The organism is Bacillus testis (assembly GCF_001243895.1).
Taxonomy (GTDB): domain Bacteria; phylum Bacillota; class Bacilli; order Bacillales; family DSM-1321; genus Bacillus_AD; species Bacillus_AD testis.
Genome location: NZ_LN851186.1, coordinates 3,794,555 through 3,812,788 on the forward strand (window position 1 = coordinate 3,794,555; position 18,234 = coordinate 3,812,788).

At 44.1% G+C, this 18,234-nt stretch carries 12 protein-coding genes; 3 read left to right on the forward strand and 9 right to left on the reverse strand.

What is annotated here, in order from left to right; translation table 11 throughout:
* Window positions 1–235 precede the first annotated feature (235 nt).
* The 5 genes from BN1765_RS18725 to BN1765_RS18745 all read right to left on the reverse strand — a co-directional run bounded on the left by BN1765_RS18725 (window position 236) and on the right by BN1765_RS18745 (window position 9,068).
* Entirely contained in the window at window positions 236–2,218 is a 1,983-nt protein-coding gene (locus BN1765_RS18725) for an S-layer homology domain-containing protein (protein ID WP_050616544.1), read from the reverse strand.
* Between the two features lie 259 nt (window positions 2,219–2,477).
* Window positions 2,478–3,482, reverse strand: coding sequence for a C40 family peptidase (locus BN1765_RS18730; protein WP_050616545.1), 1,005 nt, complete (start codon window positions 3,480–3,482; stop codon window positions 2,478–2,480).
* A 240-nt stretch (window positions 3,483–3,722) separates the two neighbouring features.
* Window positions 3,723–5,705 carry a S8 family peptidase gene (locus BN1765_RS18735; protein ID WP_050616546.1) on the reverse strand — a complete coding sequence of 661 codons (1,983 nt, stop codon included), beginning with the start codon at window positions 5,703–5,705 and terminating at the stop codon, window positions 3,723–3,725.
* Between the two features lie 162 nt (window positions 5,706–5,867).
* Complete coding sequence (locus BN1765_RS18740) at window positions 5,868–7,283, reverse strand: N-acetylmuramoyl-L-alanine amidase (RefSeq protein ID WP_050616547.1); 1,416 nt, start codon at window positions 7,281–7,283, stop codon at window positions 5,868–5,870.
* Window positions 7,284–7,640: 357 nt separating this feature from the next.
* Window positions 7,641–9,068 carry a magnesium transporter CorA family protein gene (locus BN1765_RS18745; protein WP_050616548.1) on the reverse strand — a complete coding sequence of 476 codons (1,428 nt, stop codon included), beginning with the start codon at window positions 9,066–9,068 and terminating at the stop codon, window positions 7,641–7,643.
* Between the two features lie 579 nt (window positions 9,069–9,647).
* Between BN1765_RS18745 and BN1765_RS20210 the strand changes: the two genes are divergently transcribed.
* The gene (locus tag BN1765_RS20210) at window positions 9,648–11,258 is read left to right on the forward strand and encodes an SWIM zinc finger family protein (RefSeq protein WP_187119468.1); all 1,611 of its coding nucleotides are present in this window, start codon (window positions 9,648–9,650) and stop codon (window positions 11,256–11,258) included.
* On the forward strand, window positions 11,248–14,091 hold the full coding sequence (locus BN1765_RS18750) for a DEAD/DEAH box helicase (protein WP_050616549.1): 2,844 nt from the start codon (window positions 11,248–11,250) through the stop codon (window positions 14,089–14,091). Before BN1765_RS20210 ends, BN1765_RS18750 begins: the two co-directional genes overlap by 11 nt.
* Before the next feature lie 958 nt (window positions 14,092–15,049).
* Here the strand turns inward: BN1765_RS18750 and BN1765_RS20215 are convergent.
* Together BN1765_RS20215 and BN1765_RS18760 are read right to left on the reverse strand one after the other, a co-directional pair.
* Complete coding sequence (locus BN1765_RS20215) at window positions 15,050–15,280, reverse strand: hypothetical protein (protein ID WP_147554233.1); 231 nt, start codon at window positions 15,278–15,280, stop codon at window positions 15,050–15,052.
* Window positions 15,281–15,331: 51 nt separating this feature from the next.
* Window positions 15,332–15,691 carry a single-stranded DNA-binding protein gene (locus BN1765_RS18760; protein ID WP_050616551.1) on the reverse strand — a complete coding sequence of 120 codons (360 nt, stop codon included), beginning with the start codon at window positions 15,689–15,691 and terminating at the stop codon, window positions 15,332–15,334.
* Window positions 15,692–15,985: 294 nt separating this feature from the next.
* Between BN1765_RS18760 and BN1765_RS18765 the strand changes: the two genes are divergently transcribed.
* The gene (locus tag BN1765_RS18765) at window positions 15,986–16,423 is read left to right on the forward strand and encodes a YwpF family protein (RefSeq protein WP_050616552.1); all 438 of its coding nucleotides are present in this window, start codon (window positions 15,986–15,988) and stop codon (window positions 16,421–16,423) included.
* A 219-nt stretch (window positions 16,424–16,642) separates the two neighbouring features.
* Here the strand turns inward: BN1765_RS18765 and BN1765_RS18770 are convergent, their stop codons facing one another.
* Window positions 16,643–17,014, reverse strand: a complete 372-nt coding sequence (locus tag BN1765_RS18770) for a VOC family protein (protein ID WP_050616553.1) — start codon at window positions 17,012–17,014, stop codon at window positions 16,643–16,645.
* Between the two features lie 319 nt (window positions 17,015–17,333).
* Entirely contained in the window at window positions 17,334–17,816 is a 483-nt protein-coding gene (locus BN1765_RS18775; protein WP_050616554.1) for a hypothetical protein, read from the reverse strand.
* Window positions 17,817–18,234 lie beyond the last annotated feature (418 nt).

Consider the following 18,234-nt stretch of genomic DNA (forward strand, 5'->3'; position numbering starts at 1 on the left):
ATATAAACGTAATAGAAAATGGGTTAGTAATCGTGCTTATTCTCTTACGAAAATAGGTATATAGCTTAATCCATATCCTAAATCAACCAAATAATAGGATAATAGTAGATTCCGATTCACACTCTTATTCTATCTAATTGCTTATAGAAAAAGGACCGCATTGAAAAAAGCGGTCCTTTTCTAACGATCACTATGACTCCCATTTAAATGCTAGAGTCAACGATCCCGTTTTATTTTACTTAGCAATCGTCAGCGGCTTGATATATTGTGAGCTGACATAGCCGTATTGATAGCTGTTGCTGTCTGAATGGATTTGCTTCCAGGCGCCATCCGCAGTAGTGCCAACCACGACAACCGGGTAGCCAGCTTTTCCGTACTTATACTGGATATTGCTGGAGGATGATGCGCTTGCCTGTGAACGGACATTCAAGTCGCTTACCGTTGTTTCATAGATATTGTACGGTGTCTTGTTGTTCAAAAAGTCCTTGCCGCCCATTGCTTTATCCAATTGGTACATGTGGCCGGCCACTTTTTGGCCCCAATATGGATCGGATGCATAGCGGACGTTGATGCCTCTGGCTTTATTACCCGGCATGCCTCCATTTGCATAGGCTCCCTCGGTAGGGATATAGTTCTTGTTCAGGTAATTCTTCGCCAAGGAAGCAACACAGTCCTTAATGCTCGCATAAGATGCCCCGTTCTGCGGCGAACTGTCATACACCTTGATGCCGAAGATATTATTGTTATTCTGGGCATGGGCGCTCATGCCGAAGTCGCTCTCATGGATTGCCATTCCAAGTACCATCAGGGCATTGATTCGTTCGGTTTTTTCAATGTCTTTCAAAATAACCCCTAGGCCGATCAGCTTGCTCTTTTTGGTGGCGTCCTTATATTTGCTGTACGCCGTTGGATTATTGTTGTACAGGTTTTCTCTTTCCTGCAGCTTTGTTTTAATGATGGCTTCCAATTCAGCGGCTGAATAATTGGTCGATGTCCGGGCCGGCAGCATATTGAAATATTGATGGAATGTGCCGACTGGTGTTCCGGATTCGGTCTGGAACAGGGATCCGTCCCAGCTTATGTATTTTACATTTTGCTGAAATGTGGATGGCGCTTTTCCGGCAACATAGGAAGAATACCTTTCTGTTGCATGGTTAAACAGATTATGGACCAGGTCTCCGTTACTGTTCACACTATAATAGGAGCGGCCCTTCAAAGCCTTCGTAGGCACGAGATAGGCATCGCTGTGTTTGACGTAACCAGTGTGCCCTGCGATCTTGACCGTAATCTTGCTGTCATCGGAAGTGACATACTCCAACTCAGTTCCCGACGCCACTGGGGCATATGTTGTTTTCAAATCAGATTGATAGATGATGGTGGTCGCTTGACCTTCTCCCGGCTTGGCCACAACCAGGCCGTTACTCATCTTGATTATATCTCCTTTATACAGGACTACTTGAGTGGAAGTATTTGTGATAGCTCCCCAAGCAGCGCTCAATGTCTTATAGGTCTGTGAGCCAGCGTTCACGTTGCCATTACTGTCGATGGTTCCGATGCTGTACTCATCGATTTGATCTGAAGGCGTGTTGGTTGATCCTCCCTGCTGGCCGTCCTTTTGCTCTAGCATCCGATAGATAAAGGCTGCGGATTGCGCCCGGGTGGCATGCTCAGCCGGCTTGAAGGCAAACCCGTTTCCATCAGGGAAACCAGAAATGATGTTGGATCCGACCATATAGCTGATTGCCAGTCGCGAAACAGAAGAGGTGATTGTTTTTTCATCTGTGAAAAATAAGGACCCTTTTACTTTTTCCATCTGCAAATAGTCCATGGCGCGGTTGATCATCATCGCCATTTGTTCACGGGTTATAAAATCTTCCGGACCAAAAGTGGTTGCTGAATATCCCGAAACAATGCCGGCCGCAGCTGCACTGTTAATGCCGCCCGCCAACTTGGAAGTGGGGGATACATCCTTGAACACGGATTTCCCTTCCGGAAGGTCCAAGGCACGCGCTAAAAAATTCGCGAATTGGCCGCGGTTCACTTTCTCCGCAGGTGCATACCTGCCATCCGGATATCCCGCTATAATTCCTTTTGCAACCATTGCACGCATTTCCTTTTCAAGGGCAATGCCTGTAAGGTCATCTGCAGATGCTCTAGATACCGGCAGCAATGTTACTGCAAGGATCATACTCAGAAAGATTGAAACTATTTTTTTCATTATAGACTCCTTTCATGTTGTAATTGCAGAGCGCAGTGTGTAGATAAAAAAGAGCATATTGTTATTTTGATATAACGTTTGCACAGTTCTTACTATACCGTATCTAAATCTACCAGACTACCTAACTAGGCAAAAAAGACTGTTACAATTACATTTCAAGCTAAAGTAGGATTATCTCCTTATGAAACGGGTAAAGGATGATTATGAAACCAAAAAAAGACGGAATGCTTTCGCACTCCGTCTGTTGCTTAACTCATTATTAGTTTGCATGCATGCCGTTATAGATGGCAGCTGAGAAGTCGGCTCTTGATGCGTTGGCATCTGTCCGGTATGAAGCTGTCTTGAATCCTGTCGTACGGTCAATTGCATTCATCGTAATGATCGCGCTGAACGCGTAGTTGGATGGTGATACGTCATTATAAACCTTAGCAGCCGCGGCACTTGAGATGGCAGGTTGCTTCAATTTAAATGCGTTTTTCACGATGATGGCCATTTGGCCGCGTGTCATTGTCGCGTTCGGGCGGTATGTACCATCCTTAAAGCCGTTGATAACGCCTAATTCTTTGATAGCTGCAATATCTTTAGCAAATCGATTGTTTGCAGGTACATCTTTATATGATTTCACGCTTTTCGGCGTATGTTTCAATACTCGGTTGACGATCGCTGCCGCCTGCCCTCTTGTGATAGAAGTGTTCGGACGGAATGTGCCGTCTTCGTAACCGCAGATGATGCCCTTCGGAGCGATTGTTTTAACAGCCGTAAATGCGAAGTTGCTACTTGGCAAATCTACGAACTCACCAGCTGGCAAGTTGTTCAATACACGTTTGGCACCTGTATATTTCGGACCCCAGTATGTATTGCTCAAGCTGGCAACTGCAATTCCTGAACTGGTTGTTGCAGAAATGAAATTGTTGCTGCCTGTATAAATACCGACGTGTGAGATGCCTGGTTTGGATGTTGTATTCGAGAAGAATACCAAATCACCCGGCTGCAAGTCTTTCTTCGCTACGCTTTTACCAGATTTGCTGTACTGCTCTGCAGCCGTACGCGGAAGGCTTACGCCAACTTGCTTGAATACATAGGATGTATAACCCGAGCAATCAAATCCCTTTGGGGTTGTCCCCCCATATACATAAGGTACGCCTTTATATTTCATGGCAATATTCACTACGTCTTTTCCTGTATATGCCGCCGCTTTACTTTGTGAAGGCATAAGTGTCATAACGATTGTTGCGATTAATAGTAAGGTAAAAAACTTCTTCATCGTTAACCCCCAATATGTGTTTCCTTCTTTTTTTCTATCTATATCAAATGTCTAATGTACCAAAGTCGAAAATAGACTATTCTTGTCTATTGATATTCTAACAAAAACAACCCTTTTCTGAGATTACGATTATATTACAATTATATTACTAGAACTATGAATCTAGTAGAAACCTGACGAAGCACGAAAAAACCATGAAGAATGCCTCCATGGTTTTTCGTGTTTTTGGTTCTTATTAAACTATTTCAACAATGGATTCAATGCTCTAGATAGGAACACGGCATATGCCGCACGGTCGATTTTATTATACGGCTTGAAGGTGCCGTCCGAGTATCCTTGGGCAATGCCAGCTGCCGCCAGCTGTCGGATTTGCTCATAGCCTGTCACCTTTTCGTTGACATCTTTGAAACGCGGGGCCGTTCCGATTGCCTCATCCTGAAGCGAAAAAGCACGGGCGAGCATGATGCTCATCTCTGCGCGCGTCACATATTGCTGCCCTCTGAAGGTGCCATCCGGAAAACCAGAAAGGATTCCAGCTTGCTTGGCTGCAGCTACCTGTTTCGCCCCAAAGCTGTCAGCCTTCAGATCCTTGAATGGCGCTTCTGCCGGTAACGCAGTGTCCAATCCTAAGCCGTTCACCAATAATACGACTGCCTCTGTGCGCGTAATCATATTCTTAGGCTGGATTAGCCCATTGCTGTAACCGCGCATGATTTTCTCCCGGTACAGATAAGCAACATTGCGGCTGTACCAATCTTCATTACGGACATCCTTTAGGTCCGGGGAAGCTGCATCCACAACAGCTTTTTTGGCATCCATTTTCATTTCTTTCCCATTTAACAAAGGGACTATCGTGTATTCGACTTTGCCTTTGACAGCATAGTCTTCCATGTCCAGCTCGCTTCTTCCGCTATATATTTTGCGTCCGAAACGGTAGACATTATACTGTGTTGCCTCTTCCGGCAGTTTTTCCACTTTCAATGTGACTGTCCCATTCGCTGATGCTGATCCCTTCACTTCAGTGACCGTATCGGGGGCGGTATCTGCCTGGACCAGCCCATAGCCGAATTTCACGTCTTTACCGGCTGCCCCCAGATCTTGGGCGTTCTGATCCAGCAATTCGCGGATCTGGACATTCGTCAGTTCCGGATATTTTTCCATATAAAGCGCAGCCATGCCGGAGACAAATGGGGCCGCCATCGATGTGCCCGACATTATGCCATATCCGTCTGCGGCACCATCGTAATCATCATAAGCGATCGGCAGCGTGCTCAATATATCGCCGCCGGGAGCTGTCAATTCGATGTCTTTTCCGTATGAGCTCGTGGAAAGCAATTCACTATTCTTGCCCATGGACGAAACGCCGATCACCTGCGGATATTTAGCCGGGTACAGCACAGTCCGTCCTGTTTCTTTGCTATAGTTGCCGGATGCCGCCACGATCAGGATGCCCTGGTTATAAGCCTTAGCAATGATTGCCCGCAGAGAAGGGTCATCTTCCGGCGTAGTCAGGCTAAGATTGATGATGTCCATTTTATGCTGGATGGACCAATCCATCGCTGCCATGATGGAGGAAGTGATGCCTAAACCATGCGAATCAAGCGCCTTGACTGCATAGATGCTGGCACCCGGAGCGATTCCGAGCGTTCCGATGTTATTATTCTGCGCACCGATAATCCCGGCTACATGTGTGCCGTGCCCATTATTGTCATTAAAATTTTCGGTGCATCCCTCATAATCAATAACATCCTTCATTACACAAGCGCCGCCGGCAATCTTCAGGTCCGGATGTTTTGTATCGACGCCCGAATCAATAATGGCGATTTTTACGCCTTTTCCTGTACCGCTGATCGGCACACGGTTCTGCATATTCAACCGATTGTATCCCCAGCTCACTTTTTGTCCCTGAGCTTCGATCAGTTGGTCTTCCTTGACGTCCTTGACAGCTGCTTCTTTGCGCAGGCCGTCCAGGTTATCATGGTCCATTTCCGCTGTCACGGCTGAAATCGACTGGTATTCATGTACAACCTTCAACCGGTATTTTTCGATGACAGATTCATCAACAGATCCATTGAACAGGATATTGACACGGGTAGTCTGGGCCAAGCTCTGCATCACGGGCGATTGCCCATCTGCCTGCTGGGCTGCCGCTTCCGTCCCATGACTATGTGGCAAAACCACCAGTAGCACTGCCAGAAGCAGTAGACAGATATATTTCTTCATGCTATCTCTCCCTGTATTCTATGTGGTAAACAATGGCCAGCCTCGCTGACTTTTTACAGATTCAATCAAATTCTTTGAAGTTTCACTCTTTTTCAACTCTATTATACTTTTTTTCTATTAAAAAAGGAGCCTAATCAGACTCCTTTTCGTGATTATTTCATGTTATTTAATCAGGCTGTACAAATTGGAAACATCATAGCCTCTTGCGCCATAGTAATCCAAGACGCCTAAAGCAATTGCTTTTGCGGCTGCCTGGCGGTAAGAAGGCGATGCTAATTTATCGTTATCTGCTTTTGTATCGATGAACGCTAGCTCGACAAGGACGGCAGGCATTGTGTTTTCACGCAATACATGAAGGTCCCCGTGCTTTTCGCCGCGGTCTTTCGTACTCATGGCATCCACTAATCTTTTTTGGATCTTTTCGGCAAGCAATTTGCTTTCCGTAGTGTATGGATTCGCTCTCGCTAAACCGTAATAATAGGTTTCAGAGCCTGTGCCGCCTCCTGCATTCGCATGGATACTGACGAATGAATCCGCATTGACGCTTTTAGCGAAGGAAACACGACCCGCAAGTGTGACGAACGTATCCGTATCTCTCGTCATTTTCACATTGAGCGGTGTTTTGGCGAGCAGGTCTCTTACTCGCTTCCCTGTATCCAACACGACGTCTTTTTCTTTCAACCCATAGCCGATGGCGCCGGCATCCGTTCCACCGTGGCCGGGATCAATCACAATCGTTTTGGATGCAAGCGGACTTTGTGAATGGTCATCTCCTGAAGAAACCGTTTTGGATAAATAAGAATCAAGGACAAAACCGATCGTGCCGGCAGCGGACTTAACAACTGTCCACGTTCCGACTTTATAGCCGATTGCCACTTTTTCCTTATACTTTACCGATCCCTTAACACCGTACTTTGTTGATGGGCCTGTACGGATGTTCAGTGAATCGACATTCACATACATTTCTCCGCTAAATGTAATGCCAGGATTGCCAACGCGAAGTGTATAGTCAATAGCTCTTGCTAAAAATATGGCAAAGTCCGCTCGGATGATGCTCTTATCCGCACCGAACGTCCCGTCTGTCATACCTTGAGCAATACCTCTTGATTTCAGGGCGTTTGCTGCTCCTGATAAAGTTCCCCCGTAGCTGTAGTTGAACGCCTTGCTTAGCATAACGGCCATTTCGCCGCGCGTCACTTGATCGTACGGTTTAAATGAACCATCCTTGTAGCCAGAGATGATTTTTTTCTCATAGGCGGATTGGATATAGCCTGAAGCAAAAATGTTGGAGCTTACATCATTAAAGGATGTTTGGCGCTTGGTTCCATCCAGATTAAGCGATCTGCCAATCATGGCTGCCGCTTCTGCACGGGTCACTGTCCGTGATGGCTGGAAATATCCCTTGCTATCCCCGCTGACGATCTCTCCTTCAGATAAATAGGAGATTTCTTTGTACGCCCGGTGCGTTGAACTGATGTCCTTGAATGTTTTGGCCGCTGCCTCCGAGCGAGTAAGGTCGAACGCCAATAAACTTGAAACCGCCAGTAAGAGACTTAGAAGTAGTTTTACTGCTTTCATTCTCTTGTGAATCCCTCCCTTTTCTTTCCGAATATCATTTTAGCACAGCCAATCAAGAGTAGCAGACAATTTATTGAACTTTTCGGAAGCGGCGGAAGATTCTATTTACTTATGTAAAAAATGTAAATTATCTCAATATATCTCTTGTTAAATATTGTGTGAATGATAATATAAAAATCAACCTTATTTTCCAGTAAATTGTTTATTCACTACTGATTAGCCTAGCTAACTATTAGTATATCAAAATAATAATTACTCCTTCCTTTTCTACGGTTTTATTAAAATTTTGTAATATAAATGGAATATATTACTAGATAAGCATCACAAAAAACCGCCGAACTCTCGACGGTTTTGCAATCAGTCTTCTTTTCGGAAAAATCCGCGGATCCAGTTGAATAGGAAGTATATGCCCAGCACACTGCTGATTGTGATACCAGAGAGAGCCACTACCAGGTTGACCCATTCAAAGAAGGAATAGTCGGCTACCTTATACCATTTCACGGATCCCTTCCAATCTTCGATGACGAGGTTCATGCCATAAATCCCTGATATCACTGTATAGACAGTCAGGATTTGCAATAAATAATTATGCCGCGTCGATACCAGCCGCTCATGGTTCTGATATAGGGTTTCCAGCGTATTGTTCAAATGATTGTACAGGTAATCAATCTGGTAGACATTTTTAACAATCTGGAAAATTTCCTTGCCGGTAGTGGAGCTATTGACCTCCGGGAAATAATATTTAGCGGAAAACTCGGTAATTTTCATAATCAATTTTTCTATTTTGTTGCGGTCTTTGTTGATTTCAATCTCAGATTGTTCATAGCTCAATTTCATTAATACGATTTTGTAATAGTAGTACAAAAGAATGGAATAAAAATGCTTTCCGTACATGGCATTTGCCAATTCCCGATTGACGCTTTCCTCATTGCTTTTCGTCACGCAGCTGAATGTATAGTCACTGATGACGAAGTATGTTTCTTCCGCCCAGCGATCATAAACATTAGAATCATAGTACCGTTCTACATAGGCCGGATTGTTGGCACCGACGAAAGGCTGTTCATCCGAGTCATAGCCAAAAAGATGTCCGATACGGAACAGATCCGTCTTGGTGATTTCCGTCGTTCCCTCCATATTGAGGTAACCTGTCACAAACATACGTTCATCCGTAAAGAAAGGCAGGCTTCCGAAATAAGGGGCATTATCCTCGCCTTTATCCACGTATTCCTGGATTGTGCTGAACAGGCTGTGAAAAATAAAATCCTTGACCTCGTGGAATCTATGCTTGTCGCAGCTGATAAGCCTTGATGGATCATTGTCGACAATCGGTTCCATGACACGGAACTCGGCACTGAATTCCAGGACGTCCGTCAAGGAAAGCCCTTCATCCAATTCGACGCGGATATTCATGATTCCAATCTGGAACGGACAGATAATAATGTCGACAGACGGGATCGTGAAGTGTGCCTGAAGCTTCTTTGACTCCAGCTTGCACTCAAGATCGACTCTCTTCGAAAATCGCCGCAACGATTCAGTCACTTTATAATCCTTCGGAAAAAGAATCCGTTCAATATTAGGAAGGAAAAACTTCTCAAGGCTGCGGTGCGAAACCGTATGCCCATTATAGAATTTCGCCTCTTGTTCATTGTTCTTCAAATTAAAAAACTCAAATCCATCGGCTAGTAGATCCTCGACAACCTGGTCTGATGATTTCCGCTTAAGCATAAACGGAAACATAAACTGGAAATGCGAAGATTGAGCAACGATTCCTTGTTCTTCATCCATAGGCTTGCTCTCCTTTACTCCGTACCCTCATTATCTATAAGCAAAAAAACCGACCAGTACGGACACGCATAAAGTCCGCTTTACTCTGATCGCTTTTTTAAGTTCTGTAGAAATTCCTTGGTCAATCGTTTGTTCCCCTTGCTTTTTTCCGATGGGAACAGCCGCCGCAAGTTGTTCTTATTCTTCTCTTTTGTCACTCTGTCTGCACTCCTTAAAATGTGTTTCGTTCACTTATTTTTCTTAACAGATACCCTTTTTGATGCAAGACTAAACCTTTCACTTTTTTTAAAATCTATTCAAAAACAATCTCTTATCAAAAACATATTGGAAAAATCCTTTTCGTGCCCTTCCTTTCACATCTTTGCCCCATTGCTTTATAATAAGAGGGATATGCGAAAAATCTATTTTATGCACGTTGGAATTTATTGTTAATGTCGATACTGAAGAGTATATTCACATTACTGTTAGACAATCTGTGCGCCCGTCTTTTAAAAAAAATGCCGATTTCTTAAAAATCGTTTGTTTTTTGTTAAGGCTGCCGCATTCATAATGAAAGCGAGTTGCACTGGAGGTTTATTCATGTCCAATCCAATCCTGTTTTTCAGTGAACAACTGCAAAAACAATTAGATCCGAAAAAGCCTGAGGATATCGTCAATGTCCAACGGGGCTTATTATTATACAGGCAGGATATGGTCTATCAATCCGCCGAGGAAGGCACCGTCCTTTCCGGAGCTGTCCAGGATGTAGTGCCATGCAGCGTGGAACTTGACCTGCAAACGCCAGAAAAGAGCCGCTGCTCCTGCAATCAGCAGCTATACTGCCGCCATCAACTGGCTGTTTTCTTCACCGCCTACAGCAAAATCCGGTCTGTGAGCGAATGGGTGCAAACCTGGAAAAGCGGGCAAACCCGGTTTTCCTCCGAATCCTTGCAATTGCAAAAAGCAAAGGAACTGTTGCGCGATGAAAAACCGGTCGAGCTTACATATGAGTCATGGAAGGAATTTATGGCCGATATGTATAAGAAGCAAGTTGCCTACCATCTTTCTCTATCCACCTACCAGCTAACGACAAAGTGGGACCAATATATCCAGCGCGTAAAAGCAAAAATGCCTCTGGAAAACGAGTGGAAGCTACTGTACACATTCATCATGTATTTCCAGACATTCCTCCTGACCATGCAGACACTCAAAAAAGAGGGGCTTGGCTATTCGACGTCCCAATTCCTGCAACGGGAAGCGGATGAGCTGGAAGAACGAATCCACTATACAGCCGAACAGCTGGCCCGCTCTTCAAGGCCGTTCGCCTTCGACGCATTCTATCAAGGCATCCGTGCCGATATGCATGAATTGCTGGATCCCTATGTGGGCCTTGATGGAAGCAGCATCGATATTTACCGGACAATCTGGACCCATTTATTGAAAGAAAAAACGTGGAGAAGAGATGAATTCATAGCACTGACCCACCGTTTGCAGGAAACCGAAAGAAATGGAAGCGAAGACGGCTTCGACTGCATGGAAATCGCCGCCATCCACCTGGCATTGCTGATGGAAAAGGAAGACACCGTCATGAATCTGCTCGAGGAGCTCCGCCCGAAGAATTATCCGCTGCTAGCCTATTGGGTGCGGTATTTTGATGAACAGAAAGCCGTCCCTTTCATTCTCTTCATCATGAGGCACATCCATGATTATTATGAGGTAGCACCCAATATTTACAGACGCAAGGAATTCGTCCAATTCTTTATTCCGCATATCAAGCGATATTGCCAACGGATGAAGAAGCTCGAACAGTTCGAGAAATTCTGTGAAAATACACTGCCTTATTCATTCGTCCAGTACAGCCATTACTTGCTGGACCATGAAAAATTCAAAAAATGGGTGGAACTGTATCTATTCAGCACCCATGCCGATCTTGAGTACATTCCATCGGATGAATTAAAAATGGTGGCAAACAGCGAACCAACCTTGCTGCTGCCGATCTATACAAGCATCGTGCAGGAAAAAATCGAGAATAAAAACCGGCAAAGCTATAAAGCTGCCGTTCGATACTTAAAAAAAATCAAAAGCATTTATAAAAAAGAAAAGCAATTGGATGTATGGGAACTGTATATCCAAAAGATCCAATCATCCCATACAAGATTGCGTGCATTCCAAGAAGAGTTGAAAAGAGGGAAGCTGATCCATGTTGAATAACATTACCGTCCATACGGAACTGCTGGAATCCGGCGACTATTTTCTCACTGCCTACAGCTATACTGGTGAATTGCTGCCCCCATCCAGATATAGTAAGCAATTATTTGCCTGGGATGAAGCGAGCTTCTATGGGAGCTTCCTAACAATCACTGAGTACAACGGGGAAGCCGGCGTCCTCCTGAAAGGATGGGATTTGCTTTCCCTTTATTCACAGGACCGCTTCCTGTCATTCATCGATTGGCATTGGGATGATTTCTCCTTCCTTTGCCTGTCGACCGCGCCCGCTCTAAAAGAAAGCATCGAAGAAGGCGTCCCGGTTCCCGATTTTAATAAATTAACGGAAGGAGAGCTGGCCTGGCACCTTTCCCCGGCCGTCAAAGAAGAATTTGGCGAAGCTTTTTGGGAGCAAAAGCCTGCCTTCCTAAAGGGAATGACGACGCTGGATTTTGTGGAACAGCTCTATAATCAGGCAATCGCAGAAAGCCTGCATGAAAACCCGGCCACACAGCAAAAATGGGACCATGCGCGAGAGCTTCTGAAATCATCCAATCTGACCGGCGATGAATTAACCGGCTACTTTACCGAGGACCGTTGGAAAAAATGGATCGGCTATGAAGATAACGAGCTGCCCTTCACTACAGGATTGCGGCTGGTCGAACCAGTTGAAGGAAAAGGCAACTGGTCGTTGGAAGTCATCGTCCGTTCCAAGAAAAAAGAAGAGCAAATCAAGCTATATGGACGCCACAAGCTTCCTAAAAGCTGGGCCGAACATGAAGATGCCATTAAGCAGGATATCAGCGCCTGGCTTGATCTTGTGCCGATGCTTGAGCAGGACGGGCAAGTGAAACAGGAGCTTTCCGAAGAGGAAGCCTGGTTCTTCCTCACCGAAGCAAGCGAAAAACTGCTTTTTATCGGAGCCACCATTCTTTTGCCATCCTGGTGGACCGACTTGAAGAGATCCAGTTTGAAACTGAAAGCCAAAGTAAAGAGCATCTCCTCTTCTTCGACTTCGTTTGTCGGACTGCAGTCGCTGATGGAATTTGATTGGCGGATTTCCATGAATGGCGCAGAGCTTACAGAAGCCGATTTCAATCAACTGGTTGCCGAAAATAAGCGGCTGGTCTATGTGAACGGACAATGGGTCAAGCTGGATCCCGAACTGATCCGCCATATCCAGAAAGCCATGAGAACAGCCGAGAAAAAAGGAATTTCGCTAAGCGACGTCTTTCACCAACAGCTTTCCGACGAAGAGGAACTGGATGAAGAGGAAGATCTACATGAATTAATGAAGATTCAGTTCGAGCTGAACAAAGATCTCCGCCAGTTGTTCACATCCATGAGGGAAATCAAAGAAATACCGCCGGTCCAACCGCCTTCCGCCCTGCAAGGAGAGCTGCGGCCATACCAGTCCCAAGGATTGAGCTGGCTGCTCTTCCTGCGCGAGCACGGATTCGGCGCTTGTCTAGCGGATGATATGGGGCTGGGAAAAACAGTCCAGATCATTTCCTACCTTTTAGCCATCCAGAACGAAAAGCAGCCGCGCTCGGCTCTCCATCCGGATATGCCGCATACAAAAACGGCGCTCATCGTCTGCCCGACATCCGTCCTTGGCAACTGGCAGAAAGAGCTGGAACGGTTCGCGCCATCGTTGAAGACTGCTCTTTATTATGGGCCCCAGCGGCCTAAAGGCGCGGATTTCCAGGCATTTGTACAGGAAAATGACGTAATCCTGACTTCATACGGCATGACACATATTGATGCAGAGGATATGGCCTCTCTTTACTGGAACGCTGTCATTATCGACGAAGCCCAGAATATTAAAAATGCCTCCACGAAGCAGTCACGCTCCGTCCGCAAGCTGAGAGGCGCCCATCATATTGCGTTGACAGGGACACCGATGGAAAACCGCCTTTCTGAGCTATGGGCCATTTTTGACTTCATCAATAAAGGCTATCTCGGCTCGCTCGGCAAGTTCCAAGATCGCTTCGTCTCCGCCATTGAACGGGAAGGCGACCGCGAAAAAGTGAAGGAATTGCAGCGGATCATCCAGCCTTTCCTTCTGCGCCGGACCAAGAAAGACAAAGAGGTAGCATTGAACCTGCCGGATAAAGTCGAACAGAAGGAATTTGTCCCGCTAACATCCGAACAGGCATCGTTGTATGAGCAATTGATCAAGGATACATTTGCCCATATGGAAAAACTCAATGCCTTCGAACGGAAAGGCATGATTCTGCAGATGATCGGACGCTTAAAGCAATTATGCAACCATCCGGCCCTCTATCTGAAAGAGGAAGTGCCCCATGACGTCCGTGTCCGCTCAGCCAAGATGGATAAACTGTATGAACTGGTCGACAGCGTCATGGAACAACAAGAAAGCTGCCTGATTTTCACCCAATACATCGGCATGGGCAACATGATTCAATCCCTTCTCGAGAAAGCCTATGGACACCGCGTTCCGTTCCTGAACGGATCACTGGGCAAGAAACAGCGCGACAGCATGATTGAAGGCTTCCAGAACGGCGAATTCCCGATCTTCATCCTTTCCTTGAAAGCAGGAGGAACCGGGCTCAACCTGACCGCCGCCAACCATGTCATCCATTACGACCGCTGGTGGAACCCAGCCGTCGAAAACCAAGCAACCGACCGCGCCTACCGCATCGGCCAAAACCGCTTCGTGCACGTCCATAAACTCATATGCACAGGCACACTCGAAGAAAAAATCGATCAAATGATCGACCAAAAACAAGCCCTGAACGACGAAATCATCACCAGCGAAAACTGGATCACCGAACTAAGCACACAAGAACTAAAAGAACTCGTATCATTAACATAGAAAAGCGGAAACGGTCGTTTAGCGACGTACAAACTGGAGCCCTTTTCCTGAGAAAAAGTGAAACTTTGCTCAGTGTTCTTCTGAGCATTAGTTGAACCATTCGGGTTTTTAGGGACAGTCTGACTTCTTGTTTTACTTTCTTGTACTGTCCCTTAAAACGGGATAAAGGAAACACAGCGAACGTAGAGAGCTGATGTGTCTAGCTTCACCGGTCACCCCCTCGAGTCATAAGCCCCTCTCTTTCGGAAACGAAAACTATGTTTCCTGTAGAGAGGGTTCTTATGCTTGTCGGGGGTAAACAGACCGGTTCAGCATTTCAGAGTTGACTTATGTAGGGAAAAGAGCGAAGTTTGCTAGTCGCTGACCGTTGGAGCTAGACAACATAGAAAAGCGGAGAACACCCGTTTAGAGGCGTATGGACTGGAGTACCTTTCCTTCGCTAAGCAATATGGTACAAAACGAAAACGGGGCAGCCTTAAAAGTCCTTGATCGTGTAAAATGAGAGCAAATGAAAAAGCCAAGAATGTTGATTTAAAAGCATTCTTGGCTTTTACTTTTATTAGGGTTTTCTTTTTAATTTACGAATTAATTTATAAATACCGTAAATGACTGCGGCAATCAAAATAATAACTAAAACCGCATTTAGCGGATTAAACAAACCCATTTTTATTCCCCCTTAGATGTCGTACAAATAATAAAATCCATAGTTGCTTTGTATCCCGGTCATCGTCCTATGTAAAAAATAGTAACATACTTCGTCTTCCTAAAAAGATTTTTGTTGGAAAACAGGCGATTCCTCTTATAAATTGCTTTAGCGTTTAGTACTAATGGCCAAACGAAAAAAAATAGACTGCTGCTGCAGTCCCATCTGAGGAATTTAATTTTCTCTCTCTTTAGAGGGTTTTACGAGGGGTAAAACGAGGATTAATGGTAGTATTCTATGGAATCTGGCTATGCCTCAAAAAGGCAGCCTGCTGTGCGGGGCATGATGTATGGATGGGACTTGTGGGTTTATATCAAGGGTGTATTTATGGAGCAATTCAATGGAGCATCGTTCGAGAGTCTCGATTCGTTGATGCAATTGGGCAATGGTCTCTTCCTGCAATTGGGCCTGGGCGTGGCAGCGGGCAATCAATTTAATGAGGTCGCATACCAGTCTTTCCAAAGAAATTGATTGTTCACATTCCATTGAAAGCATCCCTACTTTCCTGTTCCTTGCCTTGTTTTTGAAAAGTGTTCCCTACTTGAGCACTGCTTCGGAAAACCGGTCAATCCCTTGGCGTTTGCTGCTTAAGAATGTCACTTGTTCAGCTATGACCTCGGTGACATAGACTCTCTTCCCGTCCTGAGCCTGATAGTGCCTTGTATGGATTCTTCCTGTTACACCCATCAGCGATCCTTTGTGGCAATATTGCGCTGTGTTCTCGGCTGTTTTTTTCCAGATTGTACAGTTAACGAAATCAGCGTCAAATTCACCTTCTGCATTTCGGTAATGGCGGTTGACCGCAAGCGTCACATTCGACACCGCATGGCCTTCAGGCGTGTATCTCAATTCAGGATCCTTCGTCAGCCTGCCCACAAGTGTCACTTGATTAATCATAGGCTCCCTCCCTTCCAGTTATTCTGCCCTTATCATAGACCTAACCCGTGTGCCATGCAAAAGGAGGAAAAAAGGGCAAAAAACCTAAAGGGCTGGCAAAAAGGTTACTTTTCCCGATCAATTGGGTATTTTAGGGGTATTCAAAGCCGGAAAACATCCGCTTCCTATAATTAAACAAATTTTTACATAAAAAGTATGATATGTTAGTACCATACATCCATATACTTTTCTTATGGTATAATAATCGCAGATTGAACAGTCATTCACTTATTTTCATACGAGCGGAGGGATTATTTGAAATCATTTAAACTTGTTTCGCTGCAAATCGTTAACTCGGATGAGTCATTGGTGGACATCGAATTATCTGAGGGATTGATCATCAATAAAGAAGATGAACAGAATCGCTGGCTGATAGAAGGGTTTATCCATCGAAACCAATACCCTGCCCTTGTGGACGCCCTTAAGGGTCAGGACCGGATCCACGTGCAAGTCGTCATTACCAAAAAAGAGAATAATCCCGCTAATTTTGATACCGAAGTCTTAACCATCAAACAGGTGGATGACTATTACAGCGTTCTTTTTGAAGGCTGCATCATCCATAGCCAAATCGAATATGCAGAGGTTCTTTTAGAGCATCTGATGGAAAAAGGGTTTAGCGGGGATACCTTGCTGGAAATGTTCAAAGGAAAAATCCGCAACCGGCCGCAGCTGCCGGCCTTCAAACATAAATGACATAAAAACATAAAAATCCCTGCCTGCAGTCCGGGCGGGAATTTTTTGCCTAATCGATGGGAGTTTACGTTCATCCCCTGCCGATTAGTAGTTCGGATTGTTACTGGTGATTGTTCTCCCACTTACACTTCTTTGTTTTCACTCCCGTTAAGTTGTTTCTGAATTCTTATTGAAGTAAAGCAGGCGTTAATGAAATAAGATCATTTATTTATTATCATCTTACCAGTGCACTTGAAGTTTATTACCATTTAAGTCATAAAAGTGGAAAAAAGCATGGCCATTATCTTCTTTTATATCCTCTACCTTAACTTGATGATCCATTAAGTGCCGATGAAATTTAGATAATTCTGGGCTTGTAAAGCCTATGCTAAATTCCTGTTTATTATCAATTGTAAAATGTGCATATGTTTCATCTTCGGTAGGAACTAAGATAAGTAAGAAAGGTCCTTCATTTACTTTTAATATTGCAAGTTCCTCCGTATTGTTTAGTAACTGGAACCCTAATATATCTCTATACCATTGTGCAGATCGTTCTAAATCTTTTACAGGAATTCTAATATAATGTACTTGTTCAATAAATGATTTACTCATACCCTTCTCTCCTTTATTTAATCAGGTATATCCATAGTTCCCTTTCTATGTATCTTTTTCCTTCCGATTATTGAATTAACCTGCCACTAGCTGCATAACAAAAAAGAGCTGATCACAGCCCTTTATATTGGAGTAATGCCCCAGTTTCTTTAAGTACCTCATTTCACAAATATAGTTAGTTTTACATAATTAATCGGTTCATTCAATATAGGAATGCTGCTCCGTTTGTTGCATAAGAAATAAACAATTTTATTATAAATTAAATAACTTTATTGTCTTCGTTAGAAAAAGAGAGACAGTATGCTGTCTCTCCAAATAGTTACTCATCCAAAATTAATTCCTTACCGTTTTTATCATACGCCATAAAAGATATCGTTACAGGGCTTTTAATAGTAGTCGGTAGCAAATTTACCACCGTAAAGTAATCACCTTTAGGCACATCTACACGATAACTGTAATCTGCTGTTTGTAAATCTACTTCTATCATTGATATCTTCTCATTCAGATTTACGCCATAAAGCACTACATAAACCCCATCATCCGTCGCAACATCTTCATATTGTACCATACTCGTTCCAGAACCCGATGACACAATCTTTAGTCGATTGTTTATACCTTTCTCTAACACCGCCATAGCTGGGGATTCATCCAGCTTATAAGAAGCAAGATATGTACCTGTTTCCCCTAACTGTTTAAATGATTTAACCTCTATCGTATGCGGTGTATCAAACCTTTTTTCCCAATCCTCTAAATGCTTTTTAATATCCACCGCATCCGTCTTTATCGGGTACTGTGCGTACAAACTAATGACCCCTATACCAATAATAATTACAGTAAATACAACGCTATACAGCAACTTCTTCTTGTTTGCTATATAAATCTCCCCTTTGATAGTTGTCTCTCTTGAAAATTGGATTTTGTAAATTTTCCGCTTTAATTATACCATTTTGCCCCTTTTGCGTTTCATAAAAATGGAAGCATTTATTGAGCTAACCTGCCACTTTTATTCAATAAGAACTTCAATAAAAAAAGCGTTAATCCTTTTTAGATTAGCGCCCAATTAAGTTCATAACTTTATTTCTTGTCCCACGATCATTACCCGAGTTGTATGATGCTTCTGAATTGGGACAGTAATGTTCGTTAACTTGTCTTATTCAACGAATTCAATAATAGCTTCAAACTCTCTTCTACTGATTTTTGTAAGTTCTATTCATTTTGTA

Coding starts and splice junctions, on each gene's coding strand:
- BN1765_RS18725 (WP_050616544.1), bottom strand. CDS start 2,218: ATGAAAAAAATAGTTTCAATCTTTCTGAGTATGATCCTTGCAGTAACA.
- BN1765_RS18730 (WP_050616545.1), bottom strand. CDS start 3,482: ATGAAGAAGTTTTTTACCTTACTATTAATCGCAACAATCGTTATGACA.
- BN1765_RS18735 (WP_050616546.1), bottom strand. CDS start 5,705: ATGAAGAAATATATCTGTCTACTGCTTCTGGCAGTGCTACTGGTGGTT.
- BN1765_RS18740 (WP_050616547.1), bottom strand. CDS start 7,283: ATGAAAGCAGTAAAACTACTTCTAAGTCTCTTACTGGCGGTTTCAAGT.
- BN1765_RS18745 (WP_050616548.1), bottom strand. CDS start 9,068: ATGGATGAAGAACAAGGAATCGTTGCTCAATCTTCGCATTTCCAGTTT.
- BN1765_RS20210 (WP_187119468.1), top strand. CDS start 9,648: ATGTCCAATCCAATCCTGTTTTTCAGTGAACAACTGCAAAAACAATTA.
- BN1765_RS18750 (WP_050616549.1), top strand. CDS start 11,248: ATGTTGAATAACATTACCGTCCATACGGAACTGCTGGAATCCGGCGAC.
- BN1765_RS20215 (WP_147554233.1), bottom strand. CDS start 15,280: ATGGAATGTGAACAATCAATTTCTTTGGAAAGACTGGTATGCGACCTC.
- BN1765_RS18760 (WP_050616551.1), bottom strand. CDS start 15,691: ATGATTAATCAAGTGACACTTGTGGGCAGGCTGACGAAGGATCCTGAA.
- BN1765_RS18770 (WP_050616553.1), bottom strand. CDS start 17,014: ATGAGTAAATCATTTATTGAACAAGTACATTATATTAGAATTCCTGTA.